This window comes from Streptomyces xanthochromogenes (assembly GCF_014650455.1).
In the GTDB taxonomy this organism is placed as follows: domain Bacteria; phylum Actinomycetota; class Actinomycetes; order Streptomycetales; family Streptomycetaceae; genus Streptomyces; species Streptomyces xanthochromogenes.
This window is the reverse complement of the sequence record NZ_BMUZ01000005.1, coordinates 282572-307600: the sequence shown is the minus strand read 5'-3', so window position 1 is coordinate 307600 and position 25029 is coordinate 282572. Positions and strand designations below refer to the sequence as shown.

19 protein-coding genes are annotated in these 25029 nt (G+C 72.3%); 15 read left to right on the top strand and 4 right to left on the bottom strand.

The genetic code is table 11. The annotated features are described in order from the left end of the window. Positions 1-151: 151 nt before the first annotated feature. From IE267_RS15520 to IE267_RS15475, 10 genes are all read left to right on the top strand, one after another. Positions 152-574 carry a hypothetical protein gene (locus tag IE267_RS15520; RefSeq protein WP_167159172.1) on the top strand — a complete coding sequence of 141 codons (423 nt, stop codon included), beginning with the start codon at positions 152-154 and terminating at the stop codon, positions 572-574. A gap of 81 nt (positions 575-655) precedes the next feature. Next, on the top strand, positions 656-934 hold the full coding sequence (locus tag IE267_RS15515) for a hypothetical protein (protein ID WP_189763615.1): 279 nt from the start codon (positions 656-658) through the stop codon (positions 932-934). A gap of 247 nt (positions 935-1181) precedes the next feature. Next, positions 1182-2096, top strand: a complete 915-nt coding sequence (locus IE267_RS15510; protein ID WP_189763614.1) for an ABC transporter ATP-binding protein — start codon at positions 1182-1184, stop codon at positions 2094-2096. Next, positions 2093-2974, top strand: a complete 882-nt coding sequence (locus IE267_RS15505; RefSeq protein WP_189763613.1) for a hypothetical protein — start codon at positions 2093-2095, stop codon at positions 2972-2974. The genes IE267_RS15510 and IE267_RS15505 overlap by 4 nt, the downstream gene beginning before the upstream one ends. 132 nt (positions 2975-3106) lie before the next feature. Next, a complete protein-coding gene (locus IE267_RS15500; RefSeq protein WP_189763612.1) occupies positions 3107-4372 on the top strand; it encodes a S8 family peptidase in 1266 nt (421 codons plus the stop codon). A 142-nt stretch (positions 4373-4514) separates the two neighbouring features. Next, positions 4515-5423: an LLM class F420-dependent oxidoreductase gene (locus tag IE267_RS15495; RefSeq protein ID WP_189763766.1), complete on the top strand. Its 909-nt coding sequence runs from the start codon at positions 4515-4517 to the stop codon at positions 5421-5423. A gap of 58 nt (positions 5424-5481) precedes the next feature. Next, positions 5482-6267: an SDR family NAD(P)-dependent oxidoreductase gene (locus tag IE267_RS15490; protein ID WP_189763611.1), complete on the top strand. Its 786-nt coding sequence runs from the start codon at positions 5482-5484 to the stop codon at positions 6265-6267. Between the two features lie 140 nt (positions 6268-6407). Beyond that, on the top strand, positions 6408-7529 hold the full coding sequence (locus tag IE267_RS15485) for an LLM class flavin-dependent oxidoreductase (RefSeq protein WP_161246037.1): 1122 nt from the start codon (positions 6408-6410) through the stop codon (positions 7527-7529). Between the two features lie 633 nt (positions 7530-8162). Then, the gene (locus tag IE267_RS15480; RefSeq protein ID WP_189763610.1) at positions 8163-9902 is read left to right on the top strand and encodes an N-acyl-D-amino-acid deacylase family protein; all 1740 of its coding nucleotides are present in this window, start codon (positions 8163-8165) and stop codon (positions 9900-9902) included. Beyond that, on the top strand, positions 9899-11359 hold the full coding sequence (locus IE267_RS15475) for an aldehyde dehydrogenase family protein (RefSeq protein WP_189763609.1): 1461 nt from the start codon (positions 9899-9901) through the stop codon (positions 11357-11359). The genes IE267_RS15480 and IE267_RS15475 overlap by 4 nt, the downstream gene beginning before the upstream one ends. A 14-nt stretch (positions 11360-11373) precedes the next feature. On the opposite strand, the gene IE267_RS15470 is transcribed toward IE267_RS15475, so the two are convergent. Together IE267_RS15470 and IE267_RS15465 are read right to left on the bottom strand one after the other, a co-directional pair. Continuing rightward, positions 11374-11697, bottom strand: a complete 324-nt coding sequence (locus tag IE267_RS15470) for a putative quinol monooxygenase (protein WP_161258372.1) — start codon at positions 11695-11697, stop codon at positions 11374-11376. Positions 11698-11800: 103 nt separating this feature from the next. Beyond that, positions 11801-13327, bottom strand: a complete 1527-nt coding sequence (locus tag IE267_RS15465; RefSeq protein ID WP_189763608.1) for a CehA/McbA family metallohydrolase — start codon at positions 13325-13327, stop codon at positions 11801-11803. A gap of 220 nt (positions 13328-13547) precedes the next feature. On the opposite strand from IE267_RS15465, the gene IE267_RS15460 reads away from it, so the two are divergent. Continuing rightward, positions 13548-14378: an LLM class F420-dependent oxidoreductase gene (locus IE267_RS15460; RefSeq protein ID WP_167159191.1), complete on the top strand. Its 831-nt coding sequence runs from the start codon at positions 13548-13550 to the stop codon at positions 14376-14378. Positions 14379-14449: 71 nt separating this feature from the next. On the opposite strand, the gene IE267_RS15455 is transcribed toward IE267_RS15460, so the two are convergent. Next, positions 14450-16132 (bottom strand): CocE/NonD family hydrolase, encoded by a 1683-nt coding sequence (locus IE267_RS15455; protein ID WP_167159193.1) that lies wholly within the window; start codon positions 16130-16132, stop codon positions 14450-14452. Between the two features lie 210 nt (positions 16133-16342). Between IE267_RS15455 and IE267_RS15450 the strand changes: the two genes are divergently transcribed. The 4 genes from IE267_RS15450 (at position 16343) to IE267_RS15435 (ending at position 23341) form a co-directional block, all read left to right on the top strand. Beyond that, entirely contained in the window at positions 16343-18967 is a 2625-nt protein-coding gene (locus tag IE267_RS15450) for a bifunctional FO biosynthesis protein CofGH (RefSeq protein ID WP_268251551.1), read from the top strand. Positions 18968-19092: 125 nt separating this feature from the next. Then, entirely contained in the window at positions 19093-21606 is a 2514-nt protein-coding gene (locus IE267_RS15445) for a tetratricopeptide repeat protein (protein ID WP_308428808.1), read from the top strand. Between the two features lie 72 nt (positions 21607-21678). Next, positions 21679-22803, top strand: coding sequence for an ADP-ribosylglycohydrolase family protein (locus IE267_RS15440; RefSeq protein WP_161249859.1), 1125 nt, complete (start codon positions 21679-21681; stop codon positions 22801-22803). A gap of 31 nt (positions 22804-22834) precedes the next feature. Beyond that, complete coding sequence (locus tag IE267_RS15435; RefSeq protein WP_189763607.1) at positions 22835-23341, top strand: hypothetical protein; 507 nt, start codon at positions 22835-22837, stop codon at positions 23339-23341. Here IE267_RS15435 and IE267_RS15430 read toward each other — a convergent pair. Then, positions 23245-24849 carry a sodium:solute symporter family protein gene (locus IE267_RS15430; RefSeq protein WP_167159198.1) on the bottom strand — a complete coding sequence of 535 codons (1605 nt, stop codon included), beginning with the start codon at positions 24847-24849 and terminating at the stop codon, positions 23245-23247. The genes IE267_RS15435 and IE267_RS15430 overlap by 97 nt on opposite strands. Positions 24850-25029: the final 180 nt, after the last annotated feature.

The window sequence follows — 25029 nt, the reverse complement described above, 5'->3', positions numbered from 1 at the left end:
GCGCCGGCACGTCGTGCACCTCCTGACCACGGGGAAACGACCGCCAAGTAATCGGGGGAAAGAAGTCCGGGGGGACCTTTCGGTTTCCACGCCTGTTCAGGTTGCCCGTCGGGGCTTCCTCCCCCTTGCGACGACGCAAGGGAAGAATCGAATGAACCGCAACTCTCTGCGGATGGCCGCTGTGTCCGCCATCGCCGCCGTCACCCTCGGCGGGGCCGCCGGCCTGGCCCAGGCCTCCGAAGCCCCGGCCGCGCCCCGGGCGGTCGCCGTCACCCAGCAGGCTGAGGCGCAGCAGGCCGCGAGCGCCCTGCTGGCGAGCCCGCTGGCGGCCCACCTCTCGCCGGCCGAGCAGACCGAGATGAAGCAGATCGCGAGCGGCGACTTCACGGCCGCCAGCAAGTGGACCGCCATCAAGGCGGCCTTCAGCAAGGTCGGCGGCTTCGCCAAGGCCATCGGCGGCAAGTACAGCGACTTCAAGAAGTGGTACGACGGCCTGTCCTGGTGGGTGAAGGCCCCGCTCGCGGCCGTCAGCCCGGGCCTGACGATCCTCGACATCTACAACGCCCTGCACTGATGACCGCCGGGGTGCCGGCCGGGTCCGTCCCGACGGACCCGGCCGGCACCCCGACGCACAAGCAGAGACGGAGCGTCCTGGATGAACGACGTCAAGACTCCCCGCAACGCCGCGCGAGGCACCTGGGCCCTACCCCTGGTGGCGCTGGCACCGCTGGCGGCCATCGGCATTCTGACGGAACGGACATCCACCACGTGGAATGTCATTTCCTGGGTGCTCTGGGCGCTGTCCGTCGTCCTGGTGGCGGTCGAGTGGGCGGCGGTGCTCCGCCACAGAACGCGCCGGCCCGCGCAATGGGGCATGTGCGTTCTTGTCCACGCCGTACTGGCCTGGCAGTTGATCGCCCTTATGCGGCAATAGCCGAACAAGGTGCGGAATTCGTACGGCACTCCCATTGTGCCGTGCAATGCGAATGACGTAATCGGGGGAAGAAGTCCGCGGGCGGACTTTCGGTTTCCACGCCTGTTCAGGCCGCCCGTGAAGACTTCCTCCCCCTTGCGATAACACAAGGGAACCCTACCCGAATCCGGATGCCCACGTACGGCTGCCTTCCGGACCCTCTCGGCTCGTCGGCCGGCCCCGCCCGGCCAGGTGAAGGAAACACGCAGTGAAGAAGGGCGACCCGCTGGTGGAGGCCCGTGGCCTCGGCCGGTCCTTTGGCTCCAAACGCATCCTGGACGGTGTCTCGCTCGACCTGCGGGCAGGTGAGGTGACCGGTTTCGTGGGCGCCAACGGGGCGGGAAAGACCACGGCGATCCATGTGATGCTGGGTCTGGTGCGGGGAGAGGGGCACACCCTCTTCCTCGGCCGCCCGCTGTACGCCCATGGCGCCCCCGGAACCGTGGTCGGGGCGGTGCTCGGAGGCGTCGCGGGGCATCCTCGGCACCGGCTGCGGGCGCATCTGCGCATGGTGGCCGCCGGGTCGGCGGTGCCGGACGGGCGCGTCGACGAACTCCTGGAGACCGTCGGGCTGACCGGCGCCGCCCGGCTGCGCCTCGGCGAGCTGTCGCTGGGCATGGCGCAGCGCGCGGGCATCGCGCAGGCGCTCCTGGGCGATCCGCCCGTACTCGTCCTCGACGAGCCCGCCAATGGACTCGATCCCCATTCCCTGCGGTGGCTGCGCGAGTTCCTTCGCGGGCAGGCGGCGTTGGGCCGTGCCGTGCTGGTGTCCAGCCATCTCCTGGGCGAAATGCAGCAGTTGGCCGACCGGGTGGTGGTGCTGAGCCGCGGACGGGTGGTTGCACAGGCCTCGATGGCGGAGGTCATGGAGCGTGCGGCCGCCCGGCGTGCGCTGACCCTCGAAGCGCCCGATCTGCCCCTGTTGGCAAGAGCGTTGGGCGATGGGGGCGGTCGGCTGACGCCGACCGGCGAGCAGAGCGCGATCGTCACGGGACTGGACCGCGTGCGCGTCGGAACGCTCGCGCTGCAGGCCGGGGTGCCCCTGTACTGGCTGCACGAGGAGCGGGCCTCGCTGGAGGACTTCTACCTGGGCATCGCCGAAGAGGAGTTCACGATCTCATGACCGCCGATCCCATGACCGCTCCCGTGCTGACGCCCCCGGCGTCCGTGGGGCCCGTCGAGGCGTTCTTCCGGGCCTGCCGCTACGAAGCGCGCCACCTGGGCGCGTTGCGCTCGACCTGGATCCTGCTCGGTGTGGTGGCGGCGCTGAGCCTGCTCCTGGGCGTCACGGTCCTGCTCGACCTCGACACCCGGCACGCGGTCGGTTCCGTGGCGGTGGCCGACGCGATCGCGTGGTCCCCGCTGGCGACGCAGGTGCCGACCTTGTGCTTCTTCTCCCTGGTGCTGGCGACCGGGCCGGTCTCGACCGACCTGGTGTCGGGAGCCGCGCGGACCACCTGGCTGGCCGTGAACGGCCGCGGCACCGCCTACGCGGCCAAGTGCCTGGTCGGCTGCCTCACCGGCGCCGGCACGGCGGCCGCGAGCGCGCTCCTCGGGTCGGTCTCCTGTGCGGTGTCCCTGGCGGTGGCCGGCGCCGCTCAGCCCGCCTGGAGTGAAGTCGTGGCGCCGGCGCTGAGGTTCGTCGGATGGATGGCCTGCTGGTCGGTGCTCTGCACGGCCTTGGCCGTGGTCCTGCGCAGCCGGGTCGTCGCCGTCCTGTTCCTGGTCCTGTGGCCGCTGCTCGGCGAGCGCCTCGTAGGCATGCTGCTCGGGCGTCTGCCGGGTCTGGACGGGGCGAGCGACTGGCTGCCGTTCGCGGCGGGCCGGGCCATGCTGACCGACGTCTCGGCGTACGCGGCCGACGACCGGCCCTTCGCGCAGGCGCTGGTCGGCTCCCATCTGTCCACGCCGGCCGCGTCGGGAGTGTTCTTCCTGTATGCGGCGGCGGTCGCGGCCGTCGGGCTGTGGGCGTACCGGCGCAGGGACGTCACCGACACTTGACGGAGCGTCAATAACCGTCCCGGGGAACGGTACTCGTCCCCGCTCGTCCCGCCTGTGACGCCCCGCCGCCAGCGTCCCGTCCTCCGCGGCTCCCGCCCTCTTTCCGTTCCCTGATCCAGGAGGTACCCCGTCATGCCATGGGCGCGACGTGTCGCCGTGGGCCTGACCGCCCTCGGCATGTTCACCCTGAACCTGCCGTCCGTCACCGCGGCCGCGGCCCCGGCCGCCCCCGTCGGGCAGAGCCGCGTGGCGAAGGCCGGTGCCGCCGACTCCGTTCCCGGCAGCTACATCGTCACCCTCAAGGATTCGGCCGCCCGTGCCGACTCCGCCGCGGGCCGCGCGGTGGCCGGCCGGTACGGGGCGACCATCAGGCGCACCTACAGCCACGCCGTCAACGGCTACTCGGTCCAGGCATCCGGGCCGCAGGCCGAGCGGCTCGCCGGGGACCCCGCGGTCGCGTCGGTCTCCGCCAACCGCACCTTCCACATCGCCGGTACGCAGGCCCGGCCGCCTTCATGGGGTCTGGACCGCATCGACCAGGCCAAGCTCCCGCTGAACCGGAGCTATGCCTACCCGGGCAGCGCCGGAGCCGGTGTGACCGCGTACGTCATCGACACCGGAGTCCGCATCACCCACCAGGACTTCGGCGGCCGAGCCGTCAACGGCTACGACGCCGTCGATCGCGACAACACCGCCCAGGACGGGAACGGCCACGGCACCCATGTCGCCGCCATCGTCGCGGGCAGCCGGTACGGCGTCGCCAAGAAGGCGAAGGTCGTGGCGGTACGGGTGCTCGACGACTCCGCGTCCGGCACCACCGAACAGATCGTCGCGGGCATCGACTGGGTGACGCGGAACGCGGTCAAGCCGGCCGTCGCCAACATGTCGCTCAGCGGCGGCGCGGACGCGGTGGTCGACCAGGCCGTGCGGAAGTCCATCGCCTCCGGGGTGACGTACACCGTCGCGGCGGGCAACGACGGCGAGGACGCCTCCCTGCACTCCCCGGCCCGGGTCCGCGAGGCCCTCACGGTGGGCTCCACCAACGAGCGTGACGCCCGGGACAGTCTCTCCAACTACGGTGCGGCGCTGGACCTGTTCGCCCCCGGGGAGTTCATCACCTCGGCCGGGAACAGCAGTGACACCGCGAGCCTCTCCGACTCGGGTACGTCCATGGCGGCACCGCACGCGGCCGGTGCCGCGGCGCTCTACCTGGCCGGCCATCCCAAGGCGCGGCCCGCCCAGGTCGCCTCCGCCCTGACCGGCTCGGCCACGACGGGCCTCGTCACCAGGGCCGGTGCCGGCTCGCCCGACCGGCTCCTCAGCATCCGGTTCCGGACCGAGGCGGTCGGCTGCCTCCGGACGGGACCGGCGACGGGACCGCTCGCGCCGCCCTGCTGAATCCACCGCGACCCGCACGACCCTTGCCTGACGATGCGTCAGCTATGACGATGGGGCCACCAACTCAGGTGACGGATCGTCAGATCAGGGTGGAGGCGGGCGCGCGGTGCCGATACTGCCGAACGGGCGACTGGTGTACGGGATGCAGCTCCCGGTCCAGTCGCAGAGCACCATCTACGCGGAGGCATGGGAGGCCGACGCCGGCCCGGAGGACCTGGCGGAGATCGCCCGGGCCGCGGACCGGGCCGGCTTCGCCTACCTCGCGAGCTGCGACCACGTCGGCGTCCCGCGACGGCTCGCGGGCCCCATGAGCACCATCTGGTACGACCCGGTCGCCACCCTCTCCTTCCTCGCGGGCATCACGGACCGGGTCCTGCTGATGAGCCACGTCGCGGTCGTCGGGCTGCGTCATCCGCTCGTCACCGCCAAGCAGTACGCGACCCTGGACCACCTCAGCGGGGGACGGCTGATCCTCGGGGTCGGGGCCGGGCACGTACGGGAGGAGTTCGAGGCGGTCGGGGCGGACTTCGAGCGCCGGGGGCCCGTCCTCGACGAGACCATCGATGCGCTCCGGGCCGCGCTCGGGCCCGAGGAGTACCCCTCCTTCCGGGGTGAACGCTTCGCCTTCGAGGGGCTCGGGCAGCGGCCCCGGCCCGCTCAGCGCCAGGTGCCGATCTGGGTGGGCGGCTCGTCCCCCGCCGCCGTTCGCAGGGCCGCCCTGCGCGGCGACGGCTGGCTTCCGCAGGGCGATCCCAGAAGTGAACTCCCCTCTCAAATAGCCAAGTTGAAGGCCCTGCGCGAGCAGGCCGGGATCGTCGATCCGATCACCGTCGGCGCGATCACCGAGGTGCTGTACGTCGGCGACCCCGGCTGGGACACCGGGCGCCGCGCCCTCACGGGCAAGCCGGAGGTCCTCGCCGAGTCGCTGCGCGCCTACCGGGCGATGGGCGTGGACCAGATCCAGGTGCGCTTCCGTTCGCGTTCGCGGCCCGAACTCGTCGACCAGATGGGCGCGTTCGGGGCCGAGGTCGCCCCGCACCTCAACGACTGAGCAGGCCGGTCACACACCTCACGCACGTCCAGTACACCTCGACGAACAGGAGGACCGCATGGGCAAGCTCGATGGTCGGGTCGTCTTCATCACCGGTGCCGCGCGTGGCCAGGGCGAGCAGGAGGCCCGGCTCTTCGTGTCCGAGGGGGCCAAGGTCGTCGTCGCCGATGTGCTCGACGGGCAGGGCGAGGCGCTGGCCAAGGAACTGGGGGAGCGGAACGCGCTCTTCGTCCACCTCGACGTGAGCCGGGAGGAGGAGTGGGCGGCCGCCGTCGCCACCACGAAGGACGCCTTCGGGAAGATCGACGGTCTGGTGAACAACGCCGGCATCCTGCGGTTCAACGCGCTCGTCGACACCCCGCTCGACGAGTTCATGCAGGTGGTCCAGGTCAACCAGGTCGGCTGCTTCCTCGGCATCAAGGCGGTGGCCCCCGAGATCGGCGCGGCGGGCGGCGGCACCATCGTCAACACCGCCTCGTACACGGCGCTGACCGGCATGAGCGCGGTGGGGACGTACGCCGCGACCAAGCACGCCATCCTCGGACTCACCCGGGTCGCCGCGATGGAACTCGCACATCTGGGGATACGGGTCAACGCGGTGTGCCCGGGGGCCATCGACACCGCGATGTCCAACCCCGCCCAGCTGGACCCGACGGCGGACGCCGCGGAGACCTCGGCCGCCCTGGACGGCCTCTACCGCAAGCTGGTGCCGCTCGGGCGGGTGGGCAGGCCCGAGGAGGTGGCGGCGCTCGCCCTGTTCCTGTCCGCCGGGGACTCCTCGTACATCACCGGCCAGCCGTTCGTCATCGACGGGGGCTGGCTGGCCGGCGTCTCGCTCTTCTGAGGCGGGCCGGGCCCGGCCCCCCGGGGCGCTGTCTGACAATGCGTCAGGTATTGACGGCCCTCGCGGCCGGTGGAACAGTCGAGCTCGTCACAATCTGACGATGCGTCAGAAACAAGTGATTCCCATGAAGGAGAAGTCCCTTGGAATTCGGACTCTTTGTGCAGGGATACGTGCCGGCAGCACGGTCCGCGGTCGACCCCATGGCGGAGCACAAGGCGCTGATGGAGGAGACGAAGTACGTCATCCAGGCCGACAAGTCCGGCTTCAAGTACGCCTGGGCCTCCGAGCACCACTTCCTGGAGGAGTACTCGCACCTCTCGGCCAACGAGGTCTTCCTCGGCTACCTCGCCCACGCCACCGAACGCATCCACCTCGGCTCGGGCATCTTCAATCCGCTCGCCCAGGTCAACCACCCGGTCAAGGTCGCCGAGAAGGTGGCCATGCTGGACCACCTCTCGGAGGGGCGCTTCGAGTTCGGCAGCGGCCGGGGAGCGGGCTCCCACGAGATCCTCGGGTTCATACCCGGTGTCACCGACATGAACTACACCAAGGAGATCTGGGAAGAGACCATCGCCGAGTTCCCCAAGATGTGGCTCCAGGAGGAGTACCCGGGGTTCCAGGGCAAGCACTGGTCGCTCCCGCCGCGCAAGATCTTCCCCAAGCCGTACGGGAAGTCGCATCCGGCCATGTGGTACGCGGCCGGGTCGCCTCCCTCGTACGCCATGGCGGCGCGCAAGGGGCTGGGGGTGCTCGGGTTCTCCGTGCAGAAGGTCTCCGACATGGAGTGGGTCCTGGAGCAGTACAAGACGGCGATCCAGGAGGCGGAGCCGATCGGTGACTTCGTCAACGACAACGTGATGGTGACGTCCACGGCGATCTGTGCGCCGACGCACGACGAGGCGGTGCGGATCGCCGTCGAGGGCGGCCTCAACCGGCTCCAGTCGCTGGTGTTCCGCTACCACGACACGTTCCCCCGGCCGGAGGGGATTCCGGAGTGGCCGGAGCTGCTGCCGGAGTACAACGCGGAGATCATCGAGCTGCTCATCGCGGAGGAGCTGATGATCTGCGGCGATCCGGACGAGGTGACCGCGCAGTGCAAGCGGTGGGAGCAGGCGGGGGCCGATCAGCTCTCGTTCGGGTTGCCGATCGGGGTGCCGTTCGAGGACACGATGCAGACGATCCGGTTGATCGGGGAGCATGTGATTCCGCGGATCGATACGGATCCGGTGCACCGTACGTCCCGCTTCCGCGCAGCCTCTTAACGGGCTGCGGCCCGGCCCTTCGGGGGGTTTGCCCACCCTCCCCCAAGCTCTTAATGAGCAGGGGGGACCCCCATCCCGTGCGGCGGGTTGTATCGGCTGAGCCCTGGGGCTGCGCCCCAGACCCGCTGAGGGGCTCCGCCCCTCGAACCCCGGGCGGGGGATCCGCCCCCTGCACCCCCGTTCGGGGCTCCGCCCCGGACCCCGTTCGCGCCTGAACGGCGCTCGTCCTCAAACTCCCCCAAGGCCTCAAGGGCCAGGGGGGACCCCCATGACGGGCTGTAGGTGCCCCCGCACCGAGGCTTTTAGGGGCGCGGGGAACGGCGCGAGAAGCGGGCACGGCCTGCGGATGAAGGCGGATTTAGGGGGCGCGGCCAGCTGGTGACCAGCTGCGCGCGGCCCGCAGCCGCGGGGTGGGGAGAGGCTCAGGGGCGCGGGGAACTGCGCGAAGGGGCCCGCCGGCTCGCGGTCGAAAAGCGTACCCAGCACCCCACCCCCCGGAGGGGATAGGCGCGGGGCGGTGTCTTCCCGGACCGCCGCCCCGTAGCCGCCCCGGGCCGGAGGCCATTCGCGGCGGCCTCCGGCCGGGGGCGGACCCCGTACCCCCGGGGCAGGACCCACCGAGAAAGGGAACCCATGCTCGACCACCTGATCAAGGGCGCCACCCTCGTGGACGGGACCGGCGCCCCGGCCCGCCGCGCCGACGTGGGGATACGGGGCGGCCGGATCGCCGTCATCGCGGCGCCCGGCACCGTCACCGAGGAGGCCACGAGCAGCGAGGACGCCACCGGCCTCGTGCTCGCCCCCGGGTTCGTCGACCCGCACACCCACTACGACGCCCAGCTCTTCTGGGACCCGTACGCCACCCCGTCCATGAACCACGGCGTCACCACCGTCGCCGGGGGCAACTGCGGATTCACCCTCGCCCCGCTCAACCCCGAGCGCCCCGAAGACGCCGACTACACCCGCCGCATGATGTCCAAGGTGGAGGGAATGGCCCTCAAGGCCCTTGAGGAGGGCGTGAGTTGGGGGTGGGCCAGCTTCGACGAGTACCTCCGTTCGCTCGACGGGCGGATCGCCGTCAACGCCGGTTTCATGGTCGGCCACTGCGCCCTGCGCCGGCACGTCATGGGTCCGGACGCCGTCGGCGGGCAGCCCACCCCCGAGCAGCTGGACGCCATGCTCGCGCTGCTCCACGACGCCATGGACGCCGGGGCCTGGGGGCTGTCCACCACCCAGTCCTCCACCCACTCCGACGGCGACGGGAAGCCCGTCGCCTCGCGGCACGCCACACCGGAGGAACTGCTGGCTCTCAGCAGGGCGGTCGGGGAGCACGAGGGGACCCAGCTCGAAGCCATCGTCGCCGGGTGCCTCGACCAGTTCGCGGACGAGGAGATCGACCTGCTGGTCGAGATGAGCGCCGCCGCCGGGCGCCCGCTCAACTGGAACGTCCTCACCATCGACGCCGCCGTACCCGAACGCGTACCGCGCCAGCTGATCCCGAGCGAGCGCGCCCGCAAGGCCGGTGGCCGCATCGTCGCCCTGACGATGCCGATCCTCACGCCGATGAACATGTCGCTCGGCACCTTCTGCGCCCTCAACCTGATCCCCGGCTGGGGAGAGATCCTCGCCCTGCCCGTCCCCGAGCGCATCGACAGGCTGCGCGACGCGGACGTACGGGCGGAGATGCTGCGCCGCGCCGACAGCAAGGAGGCCGGGATCTTCCGCCGCCTCGCCGACTTCGGGCGGTACGTCATCGGCGACACCTACAGTGCCGAGAACGAGGGGCTCTCCGGTCGGGTGGTCCAGGACATCGCCGCCGAGCGCGGGATCGACCCCTTCCGCTGCCTCGTGGAGATCTGCGCCAACGACCGCCTGCGGACGGTTCTTTGGCCCATGCCCACCGACAACGACCCCGCCACCTGGGCGCTGCGACGCGAGACCTGGGAGCACGAGGACGTGCTGCTCGGCGGCTCCGACGCGGGGGCGCACCTGGACCGGATGTGCGGCGCCCCGTACACCACGCGGTTCCTCGGGGACTGTCTGCGGGGCCGCAAGCTCGTGCCCGTCGAGCGGGCCGTGCAGATGCTCACCGACGATCCCGCCCGGCTCTTCGGGCTCCGCGAGCGCGGCCGGGTCGAGGAGGGCTTCCACGCCGACCTCGTCCTGTTCGACCCCGAGCGCATCGAGGCCGGGCCCGCCACCCTCGTGCACGACCTGCCGGGCGACAGCCCCCGGCTCGACTCCAAGGCCATCGGCGTCGTCTCGGTCCGGGTCAACGGCGTCGAGACCCTCCGCGACGACCGGGTGACGGGGGCCGTGCCGGGCACGGTGCTGCGTTCGGGCCGTGACACCAGGACGGTGAGCACCAAGTGACGTCGGCCGAGGGCAAGTTGTTCATCGGTGGGGAGTGGGTGGCGCCCGACGGGGGGCACTACCCCGTCGTCGACCCGGCCACCGAGGAGGTCGTCGGGCTCGCGCCCGAGGCGGGCCGGGAACAGGTCCACCAAGCGGCCGCCGCCGCGCGGGAGGCCTTCGGCCCGTGGTCGCGTACGCGCCCCGAGGAGCGGGCCGCGATCCTGGACCGTGCCGCCGACCTCATGCAGCGCGACTTCGTCGCCAACGCCGAACTCGCCCGCGCGGAGACCGGCGCCACCACCGCCACCGCCCGCGGCATGCAGGTCGCGGTGGGCGTTTCGCGGTTCCGGCGCTATGCCAAGGGCGCGTTCGAGCCGGTGGAGCAGCCGCTCGCGCCGCAGATCAACGAGGCCGGGCCGATGGGCAGGGCCGGGGTGTTCGGTGCGCTCGCCGTGCGTCAGCCGGTGGGGGTGGTCACCTGTGTCACCTCGTACAACAACCCGTGGGCCAACCCGGCGGGCAAGGTGGCGCCCGCGCTCGCCATGGGGAACACGGTCGTGGTGAAGCCCGCCCCGCAGGACCCGCTGTCGGTGTTCAAGATGGCCGAGGCGCTGGCGGAGGCGGGGGTGCCGCGCGGGGTGGTGAACGTGGTCACCGGAGCCTCGCCCGCGGTGGGGGAGGCCGCGGTCGACTCGCCGGACGTCGACATGGTGTCCTTCACCGGTTCCACGGCCGTGGGGCAGCGCATCGCCGAGGTGTGCGGGCGCCATATGAAACGGCAGCTGATGGAGCTGGGCGGCAAGGGCGCGGCCCTCGTCTTCGACGACGCCGACCTCGACTCGGCGGTCATGGGCATCGGCACCACCTTCTCCTTCTACAGCGGCCAGATCTGCACCGCCCCGACCCGGGTCCTGGTGCAGCGGGGTGTGCACGACCGGCTGGTGGAGAAGCTGGCGGGGTATGCGGGGTACCTGAAGGTCGGCGAGCCGACCGCGCGGGACACGGTGGTCGGCCCGGTGATCTCGGCCGCGCACCGCGACCGCGTGGAGTCCTATGTGGAGCTGGGCCGCAAGGAGGGGGCGACGGTCGTGGCGGGCGGAGAGCGCCCGCCACTGGACCGGGGTTTCTATGTGGCCCCCACCCTCCTCGCGGACTGCACCAACGACATGCGGGTGGCCCGCGAGGAGATCTTCGGCCCGGTCGTCGTGGTGATCCCCTTCGACGACGAGGAGGAGGGCGTCGCGCTGGCCAACGACAGTGACTACGGACTGCTCGACTACGTGTGGTCCGGGGACGTGGCCCGCGGCTTCCGCGTCGCGCGCCGGCTGCGCGCGGGCGGGGTCGGCGTCAACACCATCGGCCGCAACATGGAGGCGCCGTTCGGCGGCTTCAAGAAGAGCGGGGTGGGCCGCGACGTCGGCTCGTACGCGCTGCACGCGTACAGCGAACTGCAGTCGATCGTCTGGCCCGGCTAGCCGCTCCCCGGAGGCTACTTGGGCTGGAGCTCGGCCATCTTGTTCCAGCCCTGCCCGGGCACCTGGACGTTGATGATGTCCGGGGTGGCGGCGATGGCACCGGCCATCGACTCCATCCCGGCCCGGAAGTGGTCGGAGTCGACGTGCGCCGCTCCCGCGGCGTCGTCGGCGAAGGCTTCGAGCAGGGTGTACTGGTGGGGGTCGTCCACGCTCCGCGACCAGTCGTAGAACAGGTTGCCCGGCTCCGCGCGGGTGGCACGGGTGAAGTCGTCGACGATGGTCAGCCAGTTGTCGGCGTGCTCGGGGCGGACGGTGAACCTGACGGCGATGAAGATCATGCCCCTACCGTGCCGGGCGGGCCGTTCGGTTGCAAATGGGACCCCCGGGTACGAACACGGCCATGCGGGGCGGGGGCGGGCGCACCGCCCGCGCCCCGCACGGCTACGACGCGACCAGGAACACCGGGTTCGTGAACGCCGTCAGGGGGCCCGGCAGGCCCGGTGTCACGGGGGCGTGACGGACCTCGGCGCGGATGTAGGTGGCGTACGAGGGGGTGGTCTCCCACTGGGCCGTGCCCGTGCCCGATGCGGGGAGCTGGGCGGTGTACAGAGTGCCCTGGTCCGTGACGAAGGACACCGAGCAGCCGGGGGCGCCGGTCACCTCCAGGCGGGCCGTCACCGGCTCGTCGGCGCGGGCCCGCAGGCGTTCGCCGATGCCCGCGTGCTGGCCGTGGCCGCCGGAGACCGAGAACGAGAGCGACACCGCCGCGGACTCGGCCACGTAGGAGCGGCCCGCCTTCAGACCGGCCTGGATCGCCGCGCGGGAGAGCTCCTCGGCCAGCACCACCGTCTGCGGGCCGCCGACCCGGTCGGGGTCGCGGTGGGCGTCGCTGTTGCCCATCGCCGGGAGCCACGGCTTGCCCGAACGGGCCGCCACGGCAAGGGAGTTGTCCCACTCCTGGAGGGTGACCTCGTCGTCGGGGGTGTAGGGGCCGTTCCACACCTCCACCGCGTCCGCGTCGCCGAAGCCGAACTTCCAGCCGCAGCCGACGCAGGTGGCGTGCGGGTGGGCCGGGACCACCAGGCCGCCCGCCGCGCGGGCCTCGCGCGCGAAGTGGCCGAAACGGTTGTCCCGGGCCCGGTAGCGCCAGTCGACGAAGTGGCCGGGCTCGGTGCCGAGGGCGACCACGTGGCCGTTGCGGGTGGTGATCTCCTCACCCGTCATGATCAGCAGGTCGTCGCCCCACAGGCCCTGCCAGGCCCGGTGGCCCGACGTCGTGTTGTGCTCCGAGGTGTTGATGAAGTCCAGGCCCGCCGCGCGCGCGAGCGCCGCGATCTCGGCCGGGGTGCGCCCGCCGTCCGAGTGCACCGAGTGCAGATGGCAGTCGCCCCGGTACCAGGCCCGGCCCCGGCCCTTGGCCCGGACCGGCGGGTAGACCGGCGCCGGGGTCGTGCCGGGCTCGCCGTACTTCAGGGTGACCGTCACCGTGTACGGCAGGCCCTGCGGGGCCACCGTGTAGGGGCCGAGCGCGATGTGCCAGGTCCCGGCGCGCACCGGGCCGCGCAGATACCCCGGGGTCGCGTCGTCGGCGCGGATGAAGAACGCGCTGCGCGCTCCGCCCGACCAGCCCCGGAACCCGGCCCCGCCGAGGGCCGTGCCCCGCTCGTCGAAGATGCCGATGTCGAGCGCGTTGCCCTGGGTGCCCGCCGGTACCGGGGTCTTCTCGTACGCGTACGAGACCGCCAACTCCCTTACTCCGTGCGGAACTTCGACCGGGAGGTACACGAAGTCGGGCGAGCCGGCCGGGAGGGTGCCGCGCACCACCCGGGTCTCGTCGGGGCGGCCGCCCGCGGCCCCACCGCTCGGCGCCGCGCTCGCGAAGCTCACGGTTCCCAGGGTGAGGGCGGTGGCCGCGCCCGTCACGATGAGGCCGCGTCTGCCGATGGATCCGGATCCGTTCTCGGTCATGAGCTGAGCTCCCAACGGGTCGAGAGGGGGGAGGGGGGTGTACGCCCCTGCCGGGTGCCTGCCCACTGTCGTACCCGCGCGTGAACAGCGGGAGTCCTGGAGTTGAGGGACCGTGTCCGATTCACGCGCCGCGCGGACACGGCCGGGGGCATCCCTTGCGGCCTCGCGGCGGTGGGGATAGGAAGTGATCCCCACCGCAGACCGACCGGAAGGTATGCCGATGCGCATCGCCGTCACCGTCTTCCTGACCGACCAGACCGTCACCCCCGTCCGCCTCGCCCGCGAGCTGGAGCAGCGCGGCTTCGCAGGGCTCTACCTGCCCGAGCACACCCACATCCCGGTCGAGCGGGCCACCCCCTACCCGGCGGGCGGGGAGCTGCCGGCGGAGTACGGGCGCACCCTCGATCCGTTCGTCGCGCTCGGCCAGGCCTCGGCCGTCACCGAAGATCTGCGTCTCGGCACCGGGATCACCCTGGTCGCCCAGCACGACCCGATCGACCTCGCCAAGCAGATCGCCACCCTGGACCAGCTGTCCGGCGGGCGCTTCACGCTCGGGCTCGGCTACGGCTGGAACAAGGAGGAGGCCGCCGACCACGGCGTCGAGTGGACGACCCGGCGCGACCTCGTCCGGGACCGGATGGCGCTCATGCGCGCCCTGTGGGCCGATGAACCGACCGCGTACGAAGGCGAGTTCGGGTCGGTCAGGGCCTCGTACGCCTACCCCAAGCCGCACCGCGGCGGCGCGCCGCGCACCCTGGTCGGCGGGGCCGCGGGGCCGAAGCTGTTCGCGGGCATCGCCGAGTACGCGGACGGCTGGCTGCCCATCGGCGGGCGCGGTCTGAGCGAGTCGCTGCCCGTGCTGCGACAGGTGTGGGCGGACGCCGGGCGCGCGGAGGCCGACCTCCAGGTCGTCCCGTACGCGGTCCTGCCGGAGGCCGGCAAGCTGGCGCACTACGCGGACCTCGGCATCGACGAGGTCGTGCTCCAACTGCCGTCCGCCGACGAGGCCTCGGTGCTGAAGGTGCTCGACGAGTACGCCCGGTACCTGTAGAGGGCCCGGCGTCCGTGGCGGGGAGCGGGGCGGGGGCGGCCCCGGAGCGCGGGACCGCCCCCGGTCCGCGCTCAGCCCAGCGGGATCTCCAGGTACGACGGGTCCTCGTCGGGCGAGGTGACCGTGATCGTGCCGGGGGTCTCGGCGGCGGGGCCGTAGAACGGGTCCACCGAGTCCAGGACCAGCATCAGGCGGTGCCCGGCCTTCACGTCGTACCCCGTGACCTGGAGCGCGATGTCGACGGTGGCCGGCTCATCGGGGGCGGCCCCGAGGAGCGTGTACGGGGCGTGCGTGACGATGCGGGCGATCCCGAGCGCGTTGACGTCGAAGAGGTACGCCACGAACGTCGAGTCCGCCGCGCTCGGCGCCACCGTGAGCCGCAGCCGCGGTACGCCCCGCAGCAGCTGGCGCGAGGGCAGCGGGGCGGTCGTCCAGACCCCGGCCGCGTTCCGGTCGATCTTCCCGGTGCGGTACGCCTTGGGCAGGCCGGCCAGCTCGGCGTAGCCGGTGACCAGGATCTGGTCGGCGACCGTGGCCGGGGTGTCGGTGCCGGTGCTGAACGTGGTGTGCCAGCCGTTGGTGGGCTTGTCCAGGAGCCCGCCGTCCTTGCCGCCCTCGGCGGGGCCGGTCAGATAGAAGCGCTCGGGGGTGCCGGTGGCCGCGTCCCAGGTCGGCCGGGACTCCAGGGCCCGGCCCCACATGATCTCGCTGACCACCTGGTCCTCGGCGCCGGACGTCTCGTCGAAGGCGGCGGCCGCGCTCTCGTCGTCGTCCGCCTCCAGGAGGTGCTGGTCGAACCAGCGGTGCGCCTCCTGCCAGATCCGGTTGGGCAGGCCGAGGATGCCGGTCATCTCGGGGCCCGAGTGGTCGCCGATCGACCACAGCAGCCGCTTGGGGCCGCTGAGCGCGTTGAACGTCTTCAGGGTCTGGTTGCCCGGGAACAGCGTCTCGTGCCAGGCCTGCGAGAAGAGCACCGGGACCTGACGCTCATTCAGCTTCTCGACGCGGTGGAACGGCGAGCGGTCGGCCGCCCACCGCAGCGTCTCCTCGACGTTCTCGTTGGCCAGGACGTCGTCGAACGCCTGCTGGGTGCGCTCGCTGAGCCGGGCCGTGGCGGCCGCGCCGAGCAGGGTGCGCACGGCGGCCACGTGCCGGGTGCCGTTCTCGTAGAACGCCTCGCCCAGATCGCCCCAGGTGCTGAGCGCGACCACGGCCCGCACCCGCGGGTCCTCGGCGGCGACCAGCTGGCTGATGCCGGAGCCGTAGGAGTCGCCGAGGAAGCCGACGCGGCCGATCGCGCCCGAGGTCTGCTCGATGAGGTGGTCGAGGGCCTTGATGCCGTCGGTGATGTCGGCCTCGCCGGCCACCTCGACCTCGCCGCCGGACTCGCCGAAGCCCCGCGCGGTGTAGGCCAGTACGTGATAGCCGCGCCGGGCGAAGCGCATCGCCTGCACCGCGTACACGGTCCAGCCCTGCTTGGCCCACGGCGAGGGCATCACGATCAGCGGGTGCGGCCCTTCGCCGTTGTGCAGCCATAACGCGGCGTCCAGCTCCACGCCTTCGCCGACCGGCACCCTCACCCCGTCCTGGAACGTCGCCACCTCGCGTGCCTCGGCGACCTCCGCCGCCCGCGCGGGGGAGAGCTTCGAGGTGTCGCCGGTGCGCAGCGCCCGGACGATCTGCGCGAGCGCCCCTTCGTCCAGTTCCGGGTAGAGGCTGATGACGGCGTCCGGTTGCGTTCCCTTTGAAGTCACGTCGGTCCCACTCCAGTTCGTCGACTTGCACGGGTGTCGTTGCACGGGTGTCGCCGCTCGGGCCCGGAGCGACTCCCAGTATCCAGGCGAACGCGCAGCGTATTGAGGGCTTTTCGCGGGGATCGGCCGGAAACGCCCCCTGCCTGGTGCCGGAGGGTCGGACGTGACGCCGGGCGCCCCGCCGCGAGGGCGCGCTCGTATCCTCGGAGGATGACTTCCAGTGCGCAGCCCCCGCAGGCAGAAGGACCGGACGTGGCCCCCGGGCCCCCCGCCGCACCGACCGCCAACTCGATGCGGCGCGCGCTGAAACGCGCCAGGGACGGGGTGGCGCTCGACGTCGCCGAGGCGGCCGTGCTGCTCCAGGCCCGCGGCGACGACCTCGACGACCTCACCGCCTCCGCCGCCCGCGTCCGTGACGCCGGACTCGAAGCGGCCGGCCGGGCGGGCGTCATCACGTACTCCAAGAGCGTCTTCATCCCGCTCACCCGGCTGTGCCGGGACAAGTGCCACTACTGCACCTTCGTCACCGTGCCCGGCAAGCTGCGCCGGGCCGGCCACGGCATGTTCATGTCCCCCGACGAGGTGCTCGACATCGCGCGCAAGGGCGCCGAACTCGGTTGCAAGGAAGCCCTGATCACCCTCGGCGACAAGCCCGAGGACCGCTGGCCCGAGGCGCGCGAGTGGCTCGACGCGCACGGATACGACGACACGATCGCCTACGTACGGGCCATGGCGATCCGCATCCTGGAGGAGACGGGCCTGCTTCCGCACCTCAACCCCGGGGTGCTCTCGTGGACCGACTTCCAGCGGCTCAAGCCCGTCGCGCCCTCCATGGGCATGATGCTGGAGACGACCGCGACCCGGCTGTGGTCCGAGCCCGGCGGCCCGCACCACGGCTCCCCGGACAAGGAACCGGCCGTGCGGCTGCGGGTGTTGGAGGACGCGGGCCGCTCGTCGGTGCCGTTCACCAGCGGGCTGCTCATCGGCATCGGCGAGACGTACGAGGAGCGCGCCGACTCGCTGTTCGCGCTGCGCCGCATCGCGCGCTCGTACCACGGCATCCAGGAACTGATCATCCAGAACTTCCGCGCCAAGCCGGACACGGCGATGCGCGGCATGCCCGACGCCGAACTCGACGACCTGGTCGCCACGGTCGCCGTCGCCCGGCACATCATGGGCCCGTCGGCCTGCCTCCAGGCGCCGCCGAACCTGGTCGCGGGCGAGTACGGCCGGCTGATCGGGGCGGGCATCGACGACTGGGGCGGGGTCTCGCCGGTCACCATCGATCACGTCAACCCCGAGCGGCCCTGGCCGCGCATCGACGAGCTCGCCGAGAAGTCCGGCGCGGCCGGGTTCTCGCTGCGCGAACGCCTGTGCATCTACCCGGAGTTCGTCCAGCGCGGCGAGCCGTGGCTCGACCCCCGGCTGCTGCCGCACCTGCGCGCGCTCGCCGACCCGGAGACCGGCCTCGCGAACGAGGAGGCAGAGGTTCGCGGGCTGCCCTGGCAGGAGCCCGACGAGGGCTTCGCCGCCAGTGGCCGCACCGATCTGCACCGCACCATCGACACCGAGGGCCGCACCGGCGACCGCCGCGAGGACTTCGACTCCGTGTACGGCGACTGGGCGGCGCTGCGCGAGGCGGCCGCCCCGGGCATGGTGCCCTCGCGCATCGACGCGGACGTGCGCCAGGCCCTTTCGGTCGCCGCCGACGACCCGACGAAGCTGAGCGACGACGAGGCGCTCGCGCTGCTGCACGCCGACGGCGCGGCCCTCGACGCGCTGTGCAAGGTCGCGGACGACGTCCGCAAGTCGGTGGTGGGCGACGAGGTGACGTACATCGTCACGCGGAACATCAACTTCACCAACGTCTGCTACACCGGCTGCCGGTTCTGCGCCTTCGCGCAGCGCCGCACGGACGCGGACGCGTACACGCTCTCGCTCTCGCAGGTCGCCGACCGGGCCGAACAGGCCTGGGACGTCGGCGCGGTCGAGGTCTGCATGCAGGGCGGCATCCACCCCGACCTGCCCGGCACCGCCTACTTCGACATCGCGAAGGCGGTCAAGGAGCGCGTGCCCGGCATGCACGTCCACGCGTTCTCGCCGATGGAGGTCGTCAACGGCGCGACCCGCACCGGGATGTCGATCCGTGAGTGGCTGACCGAGGCGAAGGCGTCCGGTCTGGACTCCATCCCGGGCACGGCGGCCGAAATCCTGGACGACGAGGTCCGCTGGATCCTCACCAAGGGAAAACTGCCGACCGCCACCTGGATCGAGGTCGTCAAGACCGCCCACGAGCTGGGCCTGCGCTCCTCCTCCACGATGATGTACGGCCATGTCGACCAGCCCCGCCACTGGCTGGGGCACTTCCGCACGCTGGCCCGCATCCAGCAGGAGACCGGCGGATTCACCGAGTTCGTGACACTGCCGTTCATCCACACCAACGCCCCGGTGTATCTGGCCGGCATCGCCCGCCCGGGCCCCACCGCCCGCGACAACCGGGCGGTGACCGCCATGGCCCGCCTGCTCCTGCACCCGCACATCCCCAACATCCAGACCAGCTGGGTGAAGCTGGGCCAGGAGGGCGCGGCCGAGATGCTGCGCTCGGGCGCCAACGACCTGGGCGGAACCTTGATGGAGGAGACCATCTCCCGTATGGCAGGCTCCAGTTACGGCTCCTACCGCTCCGTCAAGGACCTGGTCGCCATCGCGGACGCGGCGGGCCGGCCGTCCCGTCCGCGCACCACGCTGTACGGCGAGGTCCCGCGGGAGCGGGTGTCGGCCGCGCACACCTCGGACGGTCATCTGCCGGAGCTGCTGCCGGTGTTGGACAGCTGAGGACCGCGGTCGGGCGGCGCGGACCAGGCTGATTTCGGACAGGTGGGGTCCGCCGCCGCCCGATATGGTCGAGGTGGGGAGCGACCCGGCCTCGGCCGGCGGGAACGGGGGGAAAGGTGGGGGGCGTGCGGCCTTCGATGCAGGAGCTCATCCGGCGGCGCAAGCGCGCCGGGTTCGTGGGGCGACGGACCGAACTCGCCCTGTTCCGGCGCAACTTCGACATTCCCGTCGACGACGAGCGGCACCGGTTCGTGTTCCGGGTGCACGGCAACGCCGGGGTCGGCAAGACGTTCCTCGTCCGGGAGCTGGAGCAGGCGGCCGGCGAGCGCGGGGCGCTGACCGCCTACACCGACGAGAGCGTGGACGGCGTCCCCGAGGTCATGGGCGCGATCAGTGCCCGGTTCGCCCGGCAGGGGTGGCCGCTCAAGGCGCTCGATCGCATTCTGGCCACCTACCGCCAGCGCCGCTACGAGGCCGAGGCGGCCGGCGCGGGCGGCGGGACCGGGTCGGGGCCCTCCGCGGGGGCGGTCGTCGCCGCGCAGGCGAGCCTCGCCGGGATCGGGCTCGTGCCCGGGGTCGGGGTGCTCGCGACCACCGTGGACGCGACCCAACTCGCCGAAGGCGCCGAGCGGTTGAGGGCCGCGCTCAGTGCGCGCCTCGGCCGCCAGGAGGACGTGCAGCTCGTCCTCGACCCGCTGCGCGTGCTCACCCCCGTGTTCGTCGAGGAGCTCGGCCGGGTGGCCGCCCAGGTCCCGTGGATCGCCCTCTTCTTCGACACCTACGAGCGCACCGGCGCCTTCCTCGACGGCTGGCTGCGCGATCTGGTCACCACCGACCGGTACGGCGGGCTGCCCGCCAACACCGTCCTCACCCTGTCCGGCCAGGGCCGGCCCGACCCGCTGAGCTGGCCGGCCGCCACGGACTACGCCATCGACCTGCCGCTCGAACCCTTCACCGAGGACGAGGCGCGCCAACTTCTCGCCACCAAAGGGGTGTTGGAGGAGGAGGTGGTCCGTGACGTGCTGCGCCTCTCCGGGCGGCTGCCGGTCCTGGTGAGCACCCTGGCCGGCAGCAGTCCCGCGACCCGGGGCGACATCGGTGACCCCAGCGCCACGGCGGTGGAGCGGTTCCTGAAGTGGGAGCCCGACCCGGTGCGCCGCTCCGCCGCGCTCGAAGGCGCGCTCCCGCGCCGCCTCGACGAGGACGTCTTCCGGGCGGCCGTGACCGGGGACGCGGCCGGGCTCTTCGACTGGCTGCGCTCCCTGCCGTTCGTGCGGGACCAGGGCGGCCGCATCAAGTACCACGAGGTCGTCCGCGCCCCGATGCAGCGCCTCCAGCGCACCTCGTCGCCGCAGCGCTGGCGGGCCGGGCACGAGCGGCTCGCCGCCTGGTACGGGCGCGAGCGGGCCGCGGCCGAAGGCCCTTCCGGCGGACGCTGGCGGGACGAGGCCTGGCGTGAGCCGCGCCTGGAGGAGCTCTACCACCGGCTGTGCGCCGACCCGGCCGGCGCGTTCGAGGACGTGCTGCGCGACGGCATCGAGGCCTGCCGCCAGGGCACGGTCACCGCGCGCCGCTGGGCCCGCGTGATCGCCGAGGCCGGCGAGGACGGCAACCGCGAGGCGCTGCGCAAGTGGGGCGCCGCCTGCCTCACCGCGCTCGCCGCCGAGCGCAGGCACGGCGTCGACGTCCTCGGCATGATGCTGGCCCGTCCCGAACTCACCGACGCGGACCGGGTCGCCGTGCACATCGCCCGCGCCTGGGGTCACTTCAGGACCGAGGCGTACGAGGAGTCCCTCGCCGACTACCGCCGCGCGCTCACCCTGGACGCGTCCAGCGCCGACGCCCACCACGGCCGGGCCGTGGCGTACCGGGCGGTCGGCGACTGGGCGGCGGCCCTCGCGGACCTCGACCGGCTCGAAGAACTGGAGCCCGGCCGCGCCCGTGCGCCCCGCGAGCGCGGCGAGACCCACCGGCGCGCGGGCCGTTACGAGGACGCGGTCACCGAGCTCTGCCGGGCCCTCGTGCTCGACCCCTCCGACGCCCTCACGCTCGGCAGCCGCGGTCAGGCCCACGCCCAACTCGGGCGTGCGGTAGCGGCGTTGGAGGACTTCGACCGGGCGCTCCTCATCGATCCCGACTACGGCTGGGCGCTGGTGCGCCGGGCCCATGTGCGGGGGCAGCTGGGGGACACCGAGGGCGCGCTCGCCGACCTCGACCGGGCCGAGCGGCTGTCGCCTTCGTGGGCGTGGGTGCTGGGGGAGCGCGGTGACGTCTACCGGTTCGCGGCCCGCTACGAGGAGGCCGTCGCCGCCTACGGGCGGGCCCTCGCGCTCGACCCCGGGTACGCGTGGGCGTTCGGCAGCCGGGCGGTGGCGCTCGCCGAGCTGGGCCGGCGCACCGAGGCGCTCGCCGATCTGGACCGGGCGGTGACGCTGGTGCCGGGTTACCGGTGGGCGTACGAGCAGCGGGCCCGGCTGCACCGCGCCGAGGGCCGGGAGCGGGACGCGCTCGCCGACCTGGCGCGCGCCGCCGAGGCGGACGCGGCCCGGGGCATCCCGCGCGGCCCGCTGCCCGCCGACGAGGGCGACCCCGGCTATCCGGCCGGCCGGCCCGAGCCCGGGCCGGCACCCCGCGAGTGATCGGCCCTCGTACCGGGCCGGTCAAATCTGCCCTCTTAAACGGGCGCATCCGTTCAGGTACCGTGCTGCGGCATGAGCGCAGCAGCCGGAGCCACCGCACCCGTCTGGGGTCGCGCCGAACAGCAGGACTTCCGTAGCCGGGTACGGGGCGCTCTGCTGGGCGGGGCGATCGGGGACACGCTGGGCGCGGGCGTCGCCGCCCTCGCACTGGGCGAGATCCGCGAGCGGTACGGCCCGGACGCGCTCGGCGACCTCGTCCCCGTGTACGGCAGGCCCGGCGCGGTGAGCGCGGCCACCCAGCTCACCCTGTTCACCGTCGACGGCCTCATACGCGCCCAGGTGCGCCGCGACACCGGTGCCTGGCACCCGCCCACCGATGTGCACCGGGCGCATCTGCGCTGGGCCGCGACCCAGCGCGACTGGGGGCCCGACGAGCGCCGCGAGGACAACGGCTGGCTGGCCCGCGAGGAGTGGCTCTACGCCCGCCGCGACCCGGCCAAGGCCTGTCTGGTGGGGCTCGGCGACGACATCATGGGCACCCTGGACCAGCCCAAGAACCCGAACGCGGACGACCCCGCGGCCCTCACCCGGTCCGCGCCGTTCGGGCTCCTGGTGGGCTGGGAGCCGCAGTTGGTGCTCCAGCTGGCGGTGGAGTGCGCGGCCCAGACCCATGGCGACCCGGCGGCCTACCTGGCGGCGGGCGCCCTCGCCGTCATCGTGCACGGGCTCGCCCGGGGCGAGTCCATGGACGGCGCCGTCCAGCGCACCCTGGCCCAGCTCGCGGTGCGCCCCGGGCACCAGCGGGTCACCGAGTCGCTCCAGCATGCGCTCGGGGCCGTACGCCAGGGCATGCCGAGCCCCGCCCTGGTCGCCACCCTCGGCACCGGCCACAGCGCGCCCGAGGCCCTCGCGATCGGCGTGTACTGCGCGCTCGTAGGCGAGGACATCCGGCACGGCCTGCTGCTCTCGGTCAACCACGACGGGCCTTCGGACGCCACCGGCACCGTCTGCGGCAGCCTGCTGGGCGCGATGCACGGCGAGACCGCGCTGCCGCCCGCCTGGCTCGCCCAGCTCGAAGGCCGCGCGACGCTGCTCGAACTCGCCGACGACTTCGCGATGGAGATGACGCAGGGGCCCGCGCTGCACGGTCCCGCCGTCAACACGGCGGGCTGGCTGCTGCGCTACCCGAGGGGCTGAAACCACTCGTAAGGACGAAGGAATGGCTCAAATGCCGCGTGTCCCTCGCGCGCACGCGAGGGGGTTCGCCAGTGTCGTCGTCATGACCCCGTTTCCCTCCGCCCGCACCGCGTGCGGCCGCCGCCCCCTGGCGGCCCGCTGGTTCACGGCTCCGCTGATCGCTCTCGCGCTGCTCGGTACCGGCGCCGGATCCTCGCACGCGGCCCCCTCCGACGACACCGAGCAGTCCCAGTACGTCCAGAACGAGGACGAGCCCGCCTTCACCGACCCCTCGGCACGCGGCGACGAACTCCCTCCGTACGACGCCCGGGACGCCCAGCAGGCCGTCGACGACATGGTGATGGACGAGCGCGAGGACGCCGACGGCCAGCACTGTCCGCCGCAGCGCGACGAGGACGGGCAGGTCGAGTGGGACCGCTGGGGCCCGCACCGCGACGCGGCCTACCCGGCGACCGGCGGCGACGACGGCTCTGGCGCGGACTCGGTCTCGGACTCCGGCGCGGGCTCCGCGGACGACGAGCCCGACATCGTCGGCTGACCCGAACCCGGCCCGTCCCCATCGGAGTTGACGAGCGCGAGCAGCGCGTCCCGCCCCGGGGTGTCCTCCGGTTTGAGCAGGCCGACCACGACGTACAGGACCAGTGAGATCGCGAGCGGCACCGACACCTGCCACTGCAGGGCCACATCGGTCTTCTGCGAGCCGTCCAGGTCGTAGTTGACGAAGAAGAACGCGAGCAGCCCGGCCGCCCAGCTGGTGAGCGCCGCCGTCGGACCGGACCTGCGGAACGACTTGAGCAGGCCGAGCATGAACGGGATCGCGATCGGTCCCATGAGTCCGGCCACCCACTTGATCACCACGGTGATGATGTCCTTGAACGCGGGCGAGCTGACCTGGGTGGCGACCGTCATCGACAGGCCGAGGAAGACGAGCGTCGACAGCCGCGCGGCGACCAGCCCCGCGCGCGCGTTCCAGGCCCGGGCCGACTTCGACAGGACGGGCATGATGTCCCGGGTGAAGACGGCCGCGATGGCATTGGCGTCCGACGAGCACATGGCCATCGTGTGCGAGAAGAAGCCGACGACTACCAGGCCGAGCATGCCGTGCGGCAGCAGCGTCTCGGTCATCAGGGCGTAACTGTCCGACCCGTCGGGCTTCTTGGCGTGCACGAGCAGCGGCGCGCACCACATCGGGAAGAAGAGCACGGTCGGCCACACCGCCCACAGGACCGCGGACAGCCAGGCCGAACGGGTCGCCGAGCGGGCCGAGTCGGTGGCCATGTAGCGCTGGGCCTGGTTCCACATGCCGCCGTTGTACTCGAAGGTCTTGATGAAGAGGAACGCCATCAGGAACGTGACGGTGTACGGGCCGGCGGTGGCGTGGCCGTGGCCGCTGGGCAGCTTGTCCCACACCGTCCACAGCGTGGAGACGCCGTCCAGCTTGCCCATGACGGCGATCAGCATCGCGAGCCCGGCGAACAACTGGATGACGAACTGGCCGAGTTCGGTGAGCGCGTCGGCCCACAGGCCGCCGACCGTGCAGTACACGGCGGTGATGCAGCCCGTGATGAAGATGCCCTGGGTGATCGAGATGCCGGTGAACACCGACAGCAGGGTGGCGATCGCCGCCCACTTGGCGCCCACGTCGACGATCTTCAGAAGCAGCCCGGACCAGGCCAGCGCCTGCTGGGTGGAGACGTTGTAGCGGTTCTTGAGGTATTCGAGCGGGGAGGCCACCAGGAGCCTGGAGCGCAGCCGGTTGAGCCGGGGCGCGAAGAGCTTGGCGCCGATGCCGATGCCGACGGCTATCGGGAAGGACCAGGTCACGAACGACGTGACGCCGTACTGGTAGGCGATGCCGGCGTAACCGGTGAACATCACCGCGCTGTAGCCGGACATGTGGTGCGAGATGCCGGACAGCCACCACGGCATCCTGCCGCCGGCGGTGAAGAAGTCGGAGACGTTGTCGACCCGCCTGTGGGACCAGATGCCGATCGCGACCATCACGCCGAAGTAACCGATGAGCACGGCCCAGTCGAGACTGTTCATGTGCCCCCTCCCAGGGGTCCGCCTTGTGAACGTCGCTGAACGACGTCGAGGAACTCGGATGCCTTCGTCAGTGGTCCGGTTCAGCGGCGCCCCGTGCGGGAGCGGGGACTTGGGGGATTGAACCCCTTGCCCGAGGGGCCGGTCAAGACATCTGCCGGTCATGGATATGAACGACGGTCA